The 15,194-nt window shown below is 63.5% G+C and carries 14 protein-coding genes; 7 read left to right on the top strand and 7 right to left on the bottom strand.

Going from position 1 to position 15,194, the window contains the following annotated elements; all coding sequences use genetic code 11:
- Positions 1 to 212: 212 nt before the first annotated feature.
- The 7 genes from urtD to ppk2 all read right to left on the bottom strand — a co-directional run bounded on the left by urtD (position 213) and on the right by ppk2 (position 8,663).
- Positions 213 to 1,088 (bottom strand): urea ABC transporter ATP-binding protein UrtD, encoded by an 876-nt coding sequence (gene urtD / locus AC1DMA_RS21100; protein WP_478145393.1) that lies wholly within the window; start codon positions 1,086 to 1,088, stop codon positions 213 to 215.
- Positions 1,085 to 2,326 (bottom strand): urea ABC transporter permease subunit UrtC, encoded by a 1,242-nt coding sequence (urtC, locus tag AC1DMA_RS21095; protein ID WP_478125606.1) that lies wholly within the window; start codon positions 2,324 to 2,326, stop codon positions 1,085 to 1,087. The genes urtD and urtC overlap by 4 nt, the downstream gene beginning before the upstream one ends.
- Positions 2,327 to 2,453: 127 nt before the next feature.
- Positions 2,454 to 3,842 carry an urea ABC transporter permease subunit UrtB gene (gene urtB, locus AC1DMA_RS21090; protein ID WP_478145392.1) on the bottom strand — a complete coding sequence of 463 codons (1,389 nt, stop codon included), beginning with the start codon at positions 3,840 to 3,842 and terminating at the stop codon, positions 2,454 to 2,456.
- 309 nt (positions 3,843 to 4,151) lie between these two features.
- Positions 4,152 to 5,420: an urea ABC transporter substrate-binding protein gene (gene urtA / locus AC1DMA_RS21085; protein ID WP_478125605.1), complete on the bottom strand. Its 1,269-nt coding sequence runs from the start codon at positions 5,418 to 5,420 to the stop codon at positions 4,152 to 4,154.
- A gap of 334 nt (positions 5,421 to 5,754) precedes the next feature.
- Positions 5,755 to 6,603 (bottom strand): lipase family protein, encoded by an 849-nt coding sequence (locus AC1DMA_RS21080; protein ID WP_478145391.1) that lies wholly within the window; start codon positions 6,601 to 6,603, stop codon positions 5,755 to 5,757.
- Between the two features lie 14 nt (positions 6,604 to 6,617).
- The gene (locus AC1DMA_RS21075; RefSeq protein ID WP_478145390.1) at positions 6,618 to 7,661 is read right to left on the bottom strand and encodes an extracellular catalytic domain type 1 short-chain-length polyhydroxyalkanoate depolymerase; all 1,044 of its coding nucleotides are present in this window, start codon (positions 7,659 to 7,661) and stop codon (positions 6,618 to 6,620) included.
- 87 nt (positions 7,662 to 7,748) lie between these two features.
- Positions 7,749 to 8,663, bottom strand: a complete 915-nt coding sequence (gene ppk2, locus AC1DMA_RS21070) for a polyphosphate kinase 2 (protein ID WP_478145389.1) — start codon at positions 8,661 to 8,663, stop codon at positions 7,749 to 7,751.
- A gap of 177 nt (positions 8,664 to 8,840) precedes the next feature.
- Here ppk2 and AC1DMA_RS21065 point away from each other — a divergent pair, with 177 nt between their 5' ends.
- The 7 genes from AC1DMA_RS21065 (at position 8,841) to AC1DMA_RS21035 (ending at position 15,183) form a co-directional block, all read left to right on the top strand.
- Entirely contained in the window at positions 8,841 to 9,881 is a 1,041-nt protein-coding gene (locus AC1DMA_RS21065) for a transporter (protein ID WP_478145388.1), read from the top strand.
- A gap of 91 nt (positions 9,882 to 9,972) precedes the next feature.
- Positions 9,973 to 10,827: a 3',5'-nucleoside bisphosphate phosphatase gene (locus AC1DMA_RS21060; protein WP_478125600.1), complete on the top strand. Its 855-nt coding sequence runs from the start codon at positions 9,973 to 9,975 to the stop codon at positions 10,825 to 10,827.
- Positions 10,824 to 11,765 (top strand): DMT family transporter, encoded by a 942-nt coding sequence (locus AC1DMA_RS21055; protein ID WP_478145387.1) that lies wholly within the window; start codon positions 10,824 to 10,826, stop codon positions 11,763 to 11,765. Before AC1DMA_RS21060 ends, AC1DMA_RS21055 begins: the two co-directional genes overlap by 4 nt.
- Positions 11,766 to 11,825: 60 nt before the next feature.
- Positions 11,826 to 12,461 (top strand): L-threonylcarbamoyladenylate synthase, encoded by a 636-nt coding sequence (locus AC1DMA_RS21050; protein WP_478125598.1) that lies wholly within the window; start codon positions 11,826 to 11,828, stop codon positions 12,459 to 12,461.
- A gap of 41 nt (positions 12,462 to 12,502) precedes the next feature.
- Entirely contained in the window at positions 12,503 to 13,174 is a 672-nt protein-coding gene (locus tag AC1DMA_RS21045) for a site-2 protease family protein (RefSeq protein ID WP_478145386.1), read from the top strand.
- Positions 13,175 to 13,183: 9 nt separating this feature from the next.
- Positions 13,184 to 14,512: a tryptophan--tRNA ligase gene (locus tag AC1DMA_RS21040; RefSeq protein ID WP_478125596.1), complete on the top strand. Its 1,329-nt coding sequence runs from the start codon at positions 13,184 to 13,186 to the stop codon at positions 14,510 to 14,512.
- A gap of 68 nt (positions 14,513 to 14,580) precedes the next feature.
- On the top strand, positions 14,581 to 15,183 hold the full coding sequence (locus AC1DMA_RS21035; protein WP_478125595.1) for a LuxR C-terminal-related transcriptional regulator: 603 nt from the start codon (positions 14,581 to 14,583) through the stop codon (positions 15,181 to 15,183).
- The last annotated feature ends 11 nt before the right edge of the window (positions 15,184 to 15,194 follow it).

The following is a 15,194-nucleotide window of genomic DNA, read 5'->3' as shown; positions in this document are numbered from 1 at the left end:
CAGCTTCAGGCGGACGAGGGCTGCGCGTGTTTGAGCGMAGCGAGTTTCGCGCGGACCCCGCCTGAAGCGAGCACCGCAGGTTGCCCGAAGCGAAGCGCAGGGACGCGCACAGTGGGGTCGCCTTTCTTTTGCTTACTTTTCTTTGGCGAMCCAAAGAAAAGTAAGTCGCCCGCCGGGGCGAGTCCCGGCCGACAACCTCCAAAAGACCCACATCACCGCCCAAGATAAACCTCAATAACCCGCTCATCCCCCTGAACCTCATCCAACGTCCCCTGAGCCAACACAGCCCCATCACAAAGAACAGTAACGATTTCCGAGATAGCCCGAATAAAGCTCATGTCATGCTCGACAACCATCAACGAATGCTTCCCCTTCAAAGAAAGAAACAACTCCGCAGTCCGAGCAGTCTCCTCATCCGTCATCCCCGCAACAGGTTCATCGAGAAGCAGCAACTTCGGGTCCTGCATCAGCAGCATCCCAATCTCCAGCCACTGCTTCTGCCCATGACTCAGATTCCCCGCCAGCCGCAACACACTCCCATCAAGATGAATCGTGTGCAGCACCTCCGCCAGCCGATCGCATTGCTCCGAATCCAGCCTGAACAGCATCGAAGCCTTCACACCCCTGTCAGTCTTCAGCGCCAGTTCGAGGTTCTCGAAGACGGTCAGATGCTCGAACACAGTCGGCTTCTGAAACTTGCGCCCAATGCCGAGTTGCGCAATCTCCGCTTCCTTGTGCCGCAGCAGATCGATCGTGCTGCCAAAGAACACCGTCCCCTCATCGGGACGCGTCTTGCCAGTGATGATGTCCATCATCGTCGTCTTGCCCGCACCGTTCGGTCCGATGATGCAGCGCAGCTCACCCGGTGCGATGTCCAGCGACAGCTTGTTGATCGCCTTGAATCCGTCGAAGCTCACGCTCACATCTTCGAGATAAAGAATGCGGCCGTGCGTGACGTCGACTTCACCGGCGGTCAAGTGCCGGCCATAGCCGGCCGAGCGTCCGCCCGACTCGGTCTGCAATGCGTGGTCGAAGGCGATATGCCTGGCGACGCGCTCGGCGCCGGCGTCCATGAGATCGGGGGTCATGCGCTTGCTCCCTTCGGTTCGACCGCGAGCGGCGGTGTCAGCGCCGAGGGCTCGACGCCGTGCTCGGCGGCCAGAGCGCGCTGCGCCTCGCGGCGGCCTTCACTCGGTGCCGCTTCTTCGTGCGGCGCCTTTTCCCGCGAGGCCCACTTCTTCACCAGGCCGACGATGCCGTTCGGCAAGAACAGCGTGACGGCAATGAACAGAGCGCCGAGGAAGTACAGCCAATATTCGGGATAGGCAACGGTGAGCCAACTCTTCGCACCATTGACGATGAATGCGCCGATGATCGGGCCGATCAGCGTCGCGCGCCCGCCGACTGCCGCCCACACCGCAATCTCGATCGAATTCGCGGGGCTCATCTCGCCGGGGTTGATGATGCCGACTTGCGGCACATACAACGCGCCTGCAACGCCACACATCATGGCGGAGATCACCCAGATCGTGAGCTTGTAGCCGAGCGGGTTGTAGCCCGAGAACATCACGCGCGACTCCGCATCGCGAATGGCCTGCAGCACACGGCCGAACTTGCTGCCGATCAACCATTTCGAGAACAGGAAGAAGCCGAGCAAGGTGAGACCGGTCAGTGCGAACAGCGTCATGCGCATCTCTTGTGTCGCCATCGGGATGCCGAGAATGCGCTTGAAGTCCGTGAAGCCGTTGTTACCGCCGAAGCCGGTCTCGTTGCGAAAGAAGAGCAGCATCGCCGCGAAGGTCATCGCCTGCGTGATGATCGAGAAATACACACCCTTGATGCGCGAGCGAAACGCGAAGAAGCCGAACACGAACGCGATCAGGCCGGGCACCGCGACGATCATGATCAGCGTGGCGACGAAGCTTCCGCTGAAGGTCCAATGCCAGGGCAGCGTCTTCCAGTCGAGGAACACCATGAAGTCCGGCAGGTCGCTCTTGTAGTTGCCGTCGCGGCCAATCTGCCGCATGAGGTACATGCCCATCATGTAGCCTCCCAGCGCGAAGAACATGCCGTGGCCGAGCGACAGGATGCCGGTGTAACCCCAGATAAGGTCCATCGCCAGCGCACAGATCGCGTAGCACATGATCTTCCCGACCAGCGCCACGGCGTAGTCGCTCATGTGCAGCGCACTGTCGGTGGGCACAACGATGTTGAGCACCGGAGCCAGCGCACAGACAGCGATCAGCGCGACAAAGAAGACAGTCCAGCCCTTGCCGCTGAGCAGCGGGCCCTTGGAAGGAAGAACAGGAATCACGGCAGATTTCATCGAGACAACCATTCAGGCGCAAAGACCGCCCCAGCCAGGAACACCGCGGAACCGGCTCCGCCGGGCCGCTGGTGTTGCCCCCTGGAGGGGGTGCAGAGCCACACGAAGTGGGCGAGGCTGGGGGTGTTCATACTTCTGCGCTCCGACCCTTCATGGCGAAAATCCCCTGGGGCCGTTTTTGAATGAAGATGATGATGAAGACCAGCACCGCAATCTTGGCGAGCACAGCGCCGGCCCAGCCTTCGATGAACTTGTTGAGGATCCCAAGGCCCATTGCCGCGTACACCGTACCAGCGAGCTGGCCGACACCGCCCATCACGACCACCATGAACGAATCGACGATGTAGCTCTGCCCGAGGTCAGGCCCGACATTGCCGATCTGCGAGAGCGCGCATCCCGCCAACCCGGCGATGCCGGAACCGAGTGCAAACGCGTAGGTGTCGATGCGAGCCGTGTTCACGCCCATGCAGGAGGCGATCGGGCGGTTCTGTGTCACGCCGCGAACGAAGAGACCGAGCCTCGTACGACCAATGAGCCACCCCATCGCCAAGAGCACGAGCCCCGCGAAGATGATGATGCAGATGCGGTTCCATGGCAGCGTGACATTGCTCAGCATCGTGAAGCCGCCGCTCATCCAGGCCGGGTTTTCAACGCCGACGTTCTGCGCACCGAAGATCGATCGCACCAGTTGCTGCAGCATCAGGCTGATCCCCCACGTGGCGAGCAGCGTCTCCAGTGGCCGGCCATAAAGGAAGCGGATCACGCCGCGTTCGAGCACGGCACCCACCAACGCCGAAGCCATGAAGGCCACAGGAATCGCCGCAACCAGATACCACCCAAATGCCGCCTCAGGCAGATAGCGCTGAAAGATGCCTTGCATCACATAAGTTGCGTAGGCACCGATCATCATCAGCTCGCCGTGAGCCATGTTGATCACGCCCATCAGCCCGTAGGTGATCGCCAGCCCCAGCGCCGCCAGCAACAGCACCGACCCCAAGCTGATCCCGCTGAAGACCGCATTGATGCGGTCACCCCAGACGAGCGAGCCGTCAATACTGCGGATCGAAGCCAGGATGGCCGCCTTGACGTCAGCTTCCGTCTCGTCGGCCAGGCGCTGATTCAACAATAGCTTGGTATCCGGACTGCGACTCTCGCCAAGATCCCTTGCCGCAACCAGGCGCTTGCTCTTGTCGCTGCTGTTCAACATGCTCGCGGCGCGCACCAGTTCGAGCTGCACCTTGATCTTCGGATTCGTCTCCGCCGCGAGCGCCTTCTCCACCATCGGAAGACGAGACTCGTCGGGTTCCTTGAACAGTGCCTGCGCAGCCTCGGCCCGTGCCGCATCGTCCTTGCTGCTGAGCTTGAGCGCCGCTTGCGCCGCATCGAGCGCACCGCGCATCAGGTTGTTGTTGACCACGTCCTCCGCATCGTCCGGCAGCTTCACTTCCGCCCCGGTCACGGGGTCATAGCCCTTGTCATCCTTGACGACAAAGACCTGGTTCTCAGTGAATTTCACAGCGTCATCCGACATCGCCTGAATGAACGCCGCAGTCTTCTCATCAGCAGCAATGACCGCTTGATTCAGCGCAGAAATTCGCGCTTCGGTATCCCCTGACGCAATCGCCTTGGCCTCGTCACCAGTCAGCGCGTACCCCGGCAAAGCAGCGCTCAGAAGGACCGCCACCAAGAAAAAATAAACAGAGCGAATAAAAGAGCACACAGCATTCCCATTTCCAGAAACACCGCGGGTCCGGCTCCGCCGGTCCGCTGGTGTTGCCCCCTGAAAGGGGGTGCCCGAGCCACACGAAGTGGGCGAGGCTGGGGGTTAGAGCGACTTTCCGGCGGGGTAGTCAGGCTTCTTGTCGTTGCCCTCGATGTACGGGCTCCATGGCTTGGCCTTCACCGGACCCGGCGTCTTCCACACCACGTTGAACTGGCCATCGGCCTTGATCTCGCCGATGAACACGCTCTTGTGCAGGTGGTGGTTCTTCTCGTCCATCTGCGAGACGATGCCGGACGGAGCGGTAAAGGTCTGGCCGGCCATCGCTGCGATCACCTTGTCGGTGTCGGTGCTCTTGGCCTTCTCGACAGCCTGCTTCCACATGTGGATGCCGATCCACGTGGCTTCCATCGGATCATTGGTCAGTGGCTTGTCCTTGTGGCCGGGGATGTTGTGCGCCTTGGCGTACTCGCTCCACTGCTTGATGAACGCGGTGTTCGTCGGATTCTTGATGCTCATGAAGTAGTTCCATGCAGCCAGGTTGCCCACCAGCGGCTTGGTATCCACACCGCGCAGTTCTTCTTCGCCCACGGAGAAGGCGACCACCGGAACGTCCTTGGCCTTCAGGCCTGCGTTGCCGAGTTCCTTGTAGAACGGCACGTTCGAGTCGCCGTTGATCGTCGACACCACGGCCGTCTTGCCGCCGGCCGAGAACTTCTTGATGTCGGCAACGATGGTCTGGTAGTCGCTATGGCCGAAAGGCGTGTACTTCTCATCGATGTCCTTGTCTGCAACGCCCTTGCTTTTCAGATAGGCCCGCAGGATCTTGTTGGTCGTGCGCGGATACACGTAGTCGGTCCCCAGCAGCACCCAGCGCTTGGCGCCGCCGCCTTCCTTGCTCATCAGGTAGTCGACCGCCGGAATGGCTTGCTGGTTTGGCGCGGCACCCGTGTAGAACACGTTCTTGCTGAGCTCTTCACCTTCGTACTGCACGGGGTAGAACAGCAGGCCGTTCATTTCCTCCACAACGGGCAGCACCGACTTGCGCGACACGGAGGTCCAGCAGCCGAAGATCACGGCGACCTTGTCCTGCCCGAGCAGCTGCTTGGTCTTCTCTGCGAAGAGCGGCCAGTTGGAAGCCGGATCGACCACCACAGGCTCGAGCTTCTTGCCGAGCACGCCACCCTTGGCGTTGATGTCGTCGATGGCCATGAGCACCGTGTCTTTCAACACGGTTTCGGAGATTGCCATCGTGCCGGACAGCGAGTGCAGCACGCCGACCTTGATGGTGTCCTGCGCGAACGCGGGAACGGCGGACAAACTCGCCAGAGCGACGGCGGCAGTGAGCGCCTTGAGGGTGAAACGACGTTGCATGTGGACTCCTTCTCCTGGTGTGTGAACGATGGGAGGGAGTCTGCGGACGGGCCCGCATTGCGGAAATACGCCGGGTGGCGTACGGCATGTTGCTCGCCCCCAGGTTGGGCTCACTGCGTGTAGCCCGCCCACCCCCTACCGGGGGCAACACCAGCGGCCTGGCAAAGCCAGTTCCGCGGTGTTCACCGTGGGGCCCGGCTTCGCGGGCATGAGCACAGCTTCGCGAGACCCCTCTTCACGCGAGCTGCCGCGGAGCCGGCTTTGCCGGGCCGCTGGCTGCGCCCCCGGTAGGGGGTGGGCGGGCTACACGCAGTGAGCCCAACCTGGGGGCGAGCTAAAAGAACCCTCGCGCATAGTTGATGGGTGCGTGGTCCGCCAACTCGCGCAACAACACGGAGCCGGACTTCCACGCATGGTCCGACGCATACCGTGCGCGTCCTTCGGCCCGGTCCGCTTCGATCATGGTGGGCGAGGGAGCTTCGACGCAATGGCCGTCGACACAGGTGATGTAGGTCACCACACCGGCGTGCGCATAGAAGGACAACGCGGGCGGCAATTGCGTGACGACGTCGCAGCCATCGACCAGACGCATGATGTCGATGTCCGCCAGCGCACCGACGAAATCCGCATCGCCGACGCGGGGGGAGCCGAGCGTCACGAGCAACTCGGGCCTCAGAACCGTTGCGCTCAATGTGGCAAGCGCCGCACCGAGGCTGTGTCCGGCCAGCACAAGGCGGCTGCGCCGACTGCCCTCGCCCGCCAGCCAATCGAGCACTTGCGGCAGCACACCTCGGGCCGCTTTCGCGAAGCCGGCGTGGGCACGCCCTCCGCTTTCTTTCCACTCGAGCTGCTGCGCCTGGAGATTGGTCGCGAGATGGCGGATGTCGTCGGGCTGCGTGCCGCGAAACGCGACAAGCGCACTGCCGTCTCCGGTATGCAGCGCTCCGAATGCGTAGGTGGCGGCGTCGCGAAAGAGCTGCGGATTGCCAAAGCCAGCTTGCGCCAGCGCGTCGGCCAGACGCTGCACTTCGGACTGCCCCTGCTCGACCCGGTAGTAGGTGAGCCGCGCGGCTTCGACCGCCCACTGCACCGGCGTGTATGCGCGGCCGCGTTCGAAGAGCGTCTCCTGCCGCTCCGGAGCGTAAAGGGCCGTTCGGCTGGCGTCATAGGCAATTGCAGACATCCGATGCCTCCGGTTCAGATCGGCAGCCGAACAGCGCTCAGCCGAAACTGGCGGGCGGCGAAGGCCCAGACCAGCTTGGTCGCGTCCGGGCCTGCAGGATCGGTGAAGAGCATGCTCGACACGCCACCGCTCCATGCATGCCCGAGGCTCGCGATCTCGCAGAGCGTGACGACAGTTCGCCCGCGACGCACGTAGTTGGTGACACGCATCGCATGGCGCTTGCCGCGCTGCCGCACGCGGGTCACGCCGGGCTTGGCTCCGTTCGCGACGGCCCAGACGGCGGCGCTGCTGCCGGCATTGCTGGCGGACACCACTTTGTCGCCATCGCCGTGCAGCACGAGCAGCGCCGGCAATGTGGTGAATGCAGCCGCGGCGCCCATGGCCTTGCCGACCGCCGTGGCAGGCATCGGCGGCACGTGCTGCCCCCGCATTGCGCCCAGTGCGGTCGCCGGCGATTTTGCGGCGCCCGGCGCAACGCCCGAATGCATGGCGACGGCCTTGAACCGCGCCGGATAGCGTGTCGCAAGCAACGCGGCCATGCTCGCGCCCGCCGACAGGCCCGCGACAGCCACGCGCTCCCGGTCTATGGGGTAGAGCATTTGGACCTGATCCACGGCCACCATCAGTGTCGCGGCCTCGGCGTCGGCCTTTCCGGAACGGCGGTCGTACCAGTTCCAGCATCCCTGCGGATTCGCAAGCCTGTCCTGCTCTGGATAGAGCACCATGAAGCGCTCGCGGGCGGCCAGTTGGTTCATGCGCGTGCTGATGGCAAAGTCGCGCCCCGTCTGGCCGCAACCATGCAGCATGACCATCAGCGGCACCTTCTCCCCCAACGGAAGGCTGGGCGGACGATAGAGGTGATAGCGCCGCGCGCCCGCCGGGCCCATCGCCACCCCCGGCAGCCAGTCACCGCGCCCCGGAGGCGGCTTGAGTTGCTTGACGGCCGCACGCTGGACCTGGTTGGCAATGCGCTTGCTGCTGCTGAGCGTCGCCTTGGTCAGCGCCTTCAGGTTGCGCTGGTAGGCACGAGTGAGCGGGGAAAGTAAGCGGCGTGGCATCGATGTGCGGGGAGCAGTCGAACACGGTAGCAGCTTCGAGCGCTCCCATCCATCGGACGACGCCCTTGACACGCCCGCCGCGGCGCGTCAGTACACCTCGGGCACGTACATGCTGGGCGGCACGGGATGGCGCAAGTAGTCCGCGTTGCGCACCCGCGCGGGCAGCGTCACCGGCGCATGCTCGACATCGTGGTAGGGCAGCTGGCCCAGCAGGTGGCTGATGCAGTTCAGGCGCGCCTTCTTCTTGTCGACCGCCTGAACGACCCACCAGGGCGCCTCCGCAATGTGCGTGCGCTCCAGCATCGTTTCCTTGGCCTTGGTGTATTCCTCCCAGCGGCGGCGCGATTCCAGGTCCATCGGGCTCAGCTTCCACTGCTTGAGCGGATCGTGAATGCGGCCGAGAAAGCGCATGTGCTGCTCTTCGTCCGTGATGGAGAACCAGTACTTGATCAACTGGATGCCCGAGCGAACGAGCATCCGCTCGAAGTCAGGGACGGTACGGAAGAACTCCTCGTACTCATCGTCGGTGCAGAAGCCCATCACGCGCTCAACGCCGGCGCGGTTGTACCAACTGYGGTCGAACAGCACCATCTCGCCCGCCGCAGGTAGATGCGCCACGTAGCGCTGGAAGTACCACTGGGTGCGCTCGCGGTCATTGGGTGCCGGCAGCGCCGCGACCCGAGCCACGCGCGGATTGAGCCGCTGCGTGATGCGCTTGATCACGCCGCCCTTGCCCGCTGCATCGCGGCCTTCGAACAGGATCACGACCTTCTGCTTGCTGTGCTGGACCCAGTCCTGCAGCTTCACGAGTTCGCCCTGCAGGCGGAACAGCTCCTTGAAGTAGGCCTGCCGCGCCGCCTTGTCGGTGATACGACCCGTTTCGAGCTCCTCAATGCTGCGGTCTTCCAGTTCGAGTTCGATTTCCTCGTCGTAGCTGTCCACGAGATCGCGCGCGATGCGCTGCATCAGGTCTTCGTGGTCGTTCAGGTCGGGAAGCGTCATGGTCGGCTCGCAGTCTCTCGGGCAGGGAAAACCTCATCCTGCGGCCATCGAATGACGGTCCTGTGACAGAAAGTGAGCGATTGCGGTCTCAGTCACGAGACTGACATGTCGCAGGAGGACCATGACTGGCCCCACACCCGTCACACCCGTCACACCCATCTGTTCTGACCCTCGACCTTGGCACTTCTTCAGGATTGGCCGACCGGCGCCTACGGCAGCGATGAAGCCGGTCTGATCTACGGCTACTTGTTCGGCCAGGCCGCGACCACGCCGGCTTGCGCAGTCAGCTCGGCACAAGCGGCCCGATGGCTTGCGGATCGAGCCGCAGGCGATGCAGGCACGGACGGCGCCTACATGTGGCTGCACTTCAATCTCAGCCATGCGCAGTCGGAACGCTGGCTGGCGAGACATGCCGGCCTGTCGGATGTGTTCTTCGAGACGCTGAAGGAAGGGCTGCATTCGACCCGCATCGAGCGCGCCGACGATTCGCTGATCGCGGTCATCAACGACGTGCATTTCGATTTCAGCTTCGAGCCATCGGACATCTCGACGCTCTGGATCAGCGTGGGCCCACGACTGGTGGTCACGGCGCGCGCCCAGCCGCTGCGATCGGTCGATGCGTTGCGAACGGCCGTCAAGGCCGGCGACGCGCCGCGGTCCAGCACCGAATTGCTTGAACATCTGCTTCGCGCGCAGGCCGACGTGCTAGTCAAGGTCGTTCGCGGCGTGACGACGCGCGTAGACGCGATCGAGGACGAACTGCTCACCGGCCGGCTGGTCCACAAGCGCGCCCAGCTGGGCATGCTGCGCCGGGTGCTGGTACGGCTGCAGCGCTTGCTCGCGCCGGAGCCGGCTGCTCTTTTTCGCCTGCTCCAGAATCCGCCCGCCTGGATCGATGCGGCCGACGCGCAGGAGCTCAGCGGCGCGACCGAAGAGTTCTCGGTGGTGCTGCGTGACATGGCTGCGCTGCAGGAGCGCATCAAGCTCCTGCAGGAAGAAATCGCCGACAACGTGAACGAGGACAACAACCGCAGCCTCTTCGTCTTGACTGTGGTGACAGTGCTGGCGTTGCCCATCAACATCCTGGCCGGACTGTTCGGCATGAACGTCGGCGGGATACCGCTGGCCGACCACAAGCACGGCTTCTGGATCGTGGTCGGCATCGTCGTCACCTTCACGGCAGCCGCGGCCTGGCTGGCGTTTCGCAAGAAGCGCTGAGCCATCGGCATTCACTGCTATGCATTCAATAGCACCTGCCTCAGACGCCACGCGCCCTGCAGGCAATATCGAGAAGGAATAAGATCGCGGCGTGACTTCCATCCTGAACGCCGACCTGCATTGCCATTCCGTCGTTTCCGACGGCACGCTGACCCCCGAGGAACTCGCAGCGCGGGCGGCCGCCAACGGCGTCGAACTCTGGGCGCTGACCGATCACGACGAGATCGGCGGCCAGCACCGCGCCGCAGCCGCAGCCCGCGCACACGGCATGAAGTACCTCACCGGAACGGAGATCTCTGTCACCTTTGCCGGCGAAACCGTGCATATCGTCGGATTGGGCTTCGACCCCGAGGACGCGGCAATGACCGAGGGCCTCTACGACACCCGGGGCGGCCGAGGAAAGCGCGCCCAGGAGATGTCTGAAGGCTTGGCAAAGGTCGGCATCCATGGCGCTTACGAAGGCGCGCTCAAGTTCGTCGGCAATCCCGAACTGATCTCACGCACCCACTTCGCCCGCTTTCTGGTGGAGACCGGCCACTGCCGTGACACCTCGGAGGTGTTTCGCAAATTCCTCACCGAAGGAAAGCCAGGCTACGTGCCGCACCGTTGGGCATCCCTCAAGGATGCGGTTCACTGGATCACGGGGGCCAATGGCCTGGCCGTGATCGCCCATCCCGGCCGCTACAAGTTCACCGCGAACGAGGAATACGCCTTGTTCGTCGAGTTCAAGGCCCACGGAGGCCGCGCGATCGAAGTCGTGACCGGCAGCCACACCCCCGCCGAATACGTCGAATACGCCGACAAGGCGCTGGAATTCGACTTCGCCGCCTCGCGCGGCAGCGACTTCCACAGCCCGGGCGAAAGCCATTGCGACCTGGGCAAGCTGCCCTGGCTGCCTGGAAAACTCACGCCCGTCTGGGAGTTGCTGGAGAGCCGTATCCAGTGAGCGCGTTAGACAGCGGCGCCACCGTCGCACAAAAGAGCACCCGCGACATCGAATCCGAGCGCATCCTTGCCGGCATCGGACTTGTCTTGCTCGCAGTTGCCTGTTTCGCGACGCTGGACACCGCCACCAAGCTGTCGACCGCGGCAGTCCCGATCCTGATGGGCGTCTGGGTCCGCTATGCCTTCCAGGCGATCGCGACCACGCTGGTGTTGCTTCCCACGCACGGCACAGCGCTTTTGCGCACACGTCATCCACGCTATCAATTGCTTCGCGGCGCATTGCTGCTGGTATCGAGCACGCTGGCCTTCTTCAGCCTGCGCTACATGCCGCTGGCAGAGTTCACTTCCATCGTGCTGATCGCGCCGCTGGTGATCACGCTGCTGGCCGCGACCACCCTGAAAGAACACGTCTCGCCGCTGCGCTGGGGTCTGGTGATGGGCGGCTTCACGGGCACGCTCGTGATCCTGCGGCCGGGCGGAGACGCTTTCAGTTGGGCGATGCTGCTGCCCATTGGCCTGGTACTGACCAACGCGTGGTTCCAGGTGCTGACCAGCAAGCTCGCACAGACGGAAAACCCGCTCACGATGCATTTCTATACCGGCTGGGTCGGCACGCTGCTGGCGTCGTTCGCGGTGCCTTTTGCGTGGACTGCGCTGCCGTCATGGCACTGGTGGGCACTGCTTTGCCTCATGGGTTTCATGGGGACGGTCGGCCATTTCATCCTCATCCTCGCCTACCAGCGCGCGCCGGCATCGACGCTCACGCCCTATCTCTATGCGCAAATCGCCTTCGCGATGATCGGCGGATGGGTGATGTTCTCGCACGTTCCGGACCATCTTTCGCTTTCCGGCATGGCGATGATCGCCGTCTGCGGGGCGGCCGGCGCGTGGCTCACCGTGCGCGAGCGCCGGGTGCCGATCGAGCCGGCGGAATCGTGATCGCCGTTCTCGCGGCAGAATGTCGCCCTCTTACCCGTCCCCGCTCTCGCCCCCGGTCCCATGGCCCAATTCTTCGAAGTTCATCCTGACAATCCGCAGCAGCGGCTGCTCAAGCAAGCGGCGTCACTGCTCGCGCGCGGTGAAATCGTCGCCGTGCCGACGGACTCCAGCTATGCGCTCGTCTGCCACCTTGATGACAAGGATGCGGTCGACCAGTTGCGGCGCATCCGCCAGGTGGACGAGAAGCATCACCTGACCTTGATCTGCCGCGACCTGAGCGAACTGGCCAACTATGCGCGGGTCGACAACAAGCAGTACCGGCTGCTGAAGGCGGCCACGCCCGGCCCCTACACCTTCATCCTCGAAGCCACCAAGGAAGTGCCCCGCCGCGTGAGTCATCCGCAGCGCAAGACCATCGGCCTGCGCATGCCCGACCACAAGGTGCTCTGCGAATTGCTCTCGCTGCACGGCGAGCCCCTGCTGGCCACCACGCTCATCCCGCCCGGCGAAACCGAGGCACTGAATGACGCCGCGCTGATCCGCGAGCGCTTCGAAAAGCAGATCGGCGCGGTCATCGATTCCGGCGCCTGCCCTTCGGAGCCGACGACTGTCGTCGACCTCACGCCGATGGGCACGGGCGGCGATCCGTTGCTGGTGCGGCAGGGCCGCGGATCGCTCGCGGTGCTCGGCCTTTGAGTCGCCCGAGGGGCATTCCGGGCGTCTGAGACAATCCGCCGGTGGATATATCCAATCTCATTCAAACCGTACTCATCTACGCGTTGCCCGTGATCTTCGCCATCACCGTGCACGAAGCCGCGCACGGCTACGTTGCCCGCTACCTGGGCGACAACACGGCCTATGTGCTCGGGCGCGTCACGCTCAACCCTTTCAAGCACATCGATCCGGTCGGCACCATCCTGATGCCGCTCCTGCTTTATTTCGCGACATCGGGCTCGTTCCTGTTCGGCTATGCGAAGCCGGTCCCCGTCAATTTCGGGCGGCTGCGCAATCCGAAGCGGGACATGGTCTGGGTGGCGCTGGCCGGCCCCGCATCGAATTTCATCCAGGCGATCTTGTGGGGGCTGTTCCTCGTCGGGCTCGTCGGCGCGGGCATCAATGAAACCTTTTTCGTCAAGATGGCGCAGGGAGGCGTCCTGGTCAATCTGGTGATGTGGGCCTTCAATCTGTTTCCGCTGCCACCGCTCGACGGTGGTCGCGTGCTCGCGGGGCTGCTGCCTCGCGGAGCCGCGCAGAACTTCCTGGCTCGCATCGAGCCCTATGGTTTTTTCATCGTGATGGGACTGGTCCTCGCCGGCGTCCTGAGCAACTACTGGCTGCGTCCATTGATGGCCCTCGGCTATGAGGCCGTGAACCTGCTGCTCACACCCGTCGTCGCCCTGATCCGCTGAGTCTTCTCCATGGCCTCCTCTTCGAATCCCGATCCCATTCGCTTTCTCACGGGCATCACCACCAGCGGCACGCCGCACCTGGGCAACTACGTCGGCTCGGTGCGCCATTCCGTGCGCTTCAGCCGCCGTGCAGACGTGCAGAGCTTCTACTTTCTCGCGGATTACCACGCGCTCATCAAGGTCGACGAGCCTGCGCGCATCCAGCGTTCGACGCTCGAGATCGCCGCCACCTGGCTCGCCTGCGGCCTCGATCCAGAACGCGTCACGTTCTACCGGCAATCCGACATCCCCGAAATCCCGGAGCTGACATGGTTGCTCACCTGCGTGACGGGCAAGGGCCTGCTGAACCGGGCCCATGCCTACAAGGCATCGGTCGACAAGAACGTCGCCAAGGGTGAAGACCCCGATGCCGACGTGACGGCGGGACTCTTCATGTATCCGGTGCTCATGGGCGCCGACATTCTCATGTTCAACGCGCACAAGGTGCCGGTGGGCCGCGACCAAGTCCAGCACATCGAGATGGCGCGCGACATGGCGCAGCACTTCAATCACCTCTACGGCGAGCATTTCACCCTGCCGGAGGCCGAGATCGACGAAGCCGTGGCCACGCTGCCGGGCCTCGATGGCCGCAAGATGAGCAAGAGCTACGACAACACGATCCCGCTCTTCACGCCGCGCGCTCAGTTGCAGAAGCTGATCGCCGGCATCGTGACCGATTCCCGCGCGCCCGGCGAGCCCAAGGACACCGAGGGCTCGGCGCTCTTCCAGATCTACCAGGCCTTTGCGGACAACGAAGAAACCGAATCGCTGCGCAAGGCCTACGCCGACGGCATTGCATGGGGTGACGCAAAGCAGATCCTGTTCGAACGCATCGACCGCGAAATCGCGCCGATGCGCAAGCACTACGACGACCTCATCAACGACCCGGCGCAAATCGAGAAGATCCTGCGCGCCGGCGCCGAAAAGGCACGCGCACTGTCGCGTCCGTTCATTGCCGAGTTGCGCCAGGCCGTCGGGCTGCGCAATCTTGCCGCCAGCGGCAAGAGCGCCGCCGCGCCCAAGGCGGCCAAAGTCTCGCGACCCAGTTTCAAGCAATACCGGGAGCGCGACGGTCTTTTCTATTTCAAGTTCCTCGACGCAAGCGGCGCACAGCTGGTACAAAGCCGTGGATTCGCGTCGCCGCAGGAGGCGGGCCGCGCGATCGCCTCGCTGAAGGAACAACGGGGCGCGGCGCTGGCGCAGCTGGCCGAACAACTTGAACCGATCGACAACGAGAAAATGGGTGCGGCATCGGCCGCGCTGGAGGCGTTGGCTGCCGACGCAGCGAGCGAAGGTTGAATTAAAGTGACAGCAATTGAGCGGCGCCGGAATTCAGTCCACCGGCCCGCGGACACAGTGAGAAAACCATGAGTATCTACGTCATCGATGACCACCCCCTGATGCGCGACGCCATCGTGATGGTGCTTCGGCGCCTTCGACCTGCCGAAAACATCGTCGAGCTCGAACGCCTCGACAAGCTCGCTGGCGCGGTCAAGCAGCATGGCGCTCCAGGGCTGTTCTGCCTGGACCTGAAACTGCCCGACACGACCGGAGTCTCCGGTGTGGTCGCGGTGAAGCAGGTCTACCCGGACGTGCCGATCGCGGTCTACTCCGCATCGCCCTCGGCCGATATGGAAGAAGCTTGCATCGAAGCCGGTGCCGACACCTACATCGAGAAATCCGCCAGTTCGGCCGAACTCACCGCCGCGCTGCGCGGCCTCCTGATGGCCGATTCGGATGCCGAAGAGCCGGTGGCGGCGACCAACAGCAAGCTGTCGAAGCGCCAGACCCAGCTGATTGCGATGCTCGACCAAGGCATGAGCAACCGCGACATTGCCACCGAGCTCGACATCAGCGAGCACACCGTGAAGGTGCACCTGTGGCGCCTGTTCCGTCGGCTCGGCGTGAAAAGCCGGACCCAGGCCCTGCACCACGCGCGCACCAACGGACTGCTGTCCTCGTCCAGTTGACCCAGGCTTGC

This window comes from Variovorax sp. 05N34 (genome assembly GCF_056397405.1).
Note: the sequence above shows the minus strand (reverse complement) of the source record. Positions and strands in the feature narration are given on the sequence as shown.

Excerpts from the sequence above, each read along its gene's own strand:
- AC1DMA_RS21035 (WP_478125595.1), top strand. The coding sequence starts at position 14,581 with ATGAGTATCTACGTCATCGATGACCACCCCCTGATGCGCGACGCCATC.
- urtA (WP_478125605.1), bottom strand. The coding sequence starts at position 5,420 with ATGCAACGTCGTTTCACCCTCAAGGCGCTCACTGCCGCCGTCGCTCTG.
- urtC (WP_478125606.1), bottom strand. The coding sequence starts at position 2,326 with ATGAAATCTGCCGTGATTCCTGTTCTTCCTTCCAAGGGCCCGCTGCTC.
- AC1DMA_RS21040 (WP_478125596.1), top strand. The coding sequence starts at position 13,184 with ATGGCCTCCTCTTCGAATCCCGATCCCATTCGCTTTCTCACGGGCATC.
- AC1DMA_RS21080 (WP_478145391.1), bottom strand. The coding sequence starts at position 6,603 with ATGTCTGCAATTGCCTATGACGCCAGCCGAACGGCCCTTTACGCTCCG.
- AC1DMA_RS21050 (WP_478125598.1), top strand. The coding sequence starts at position 11,826 with ATGGCCCAATTCTTCGAAGTTCATCCTGACAATCCGCAGCAGCGGCTG.
- AC1DMA_RS21075 (WP_478145390.1), bottom strand. The coding sequence starts at position 7,661 with ATGCCACGCCGCTTACTTTCCCCGCTCACTCGTGCCTACCAGCGCAAC.
- urtD (WP_478145393.1), bottom strand. The coding sequence starts at position 1,088 with ATGACCCCCGATCTCATGGACGCCGGCGCCGAGCGCGTCGCCAGGCAT.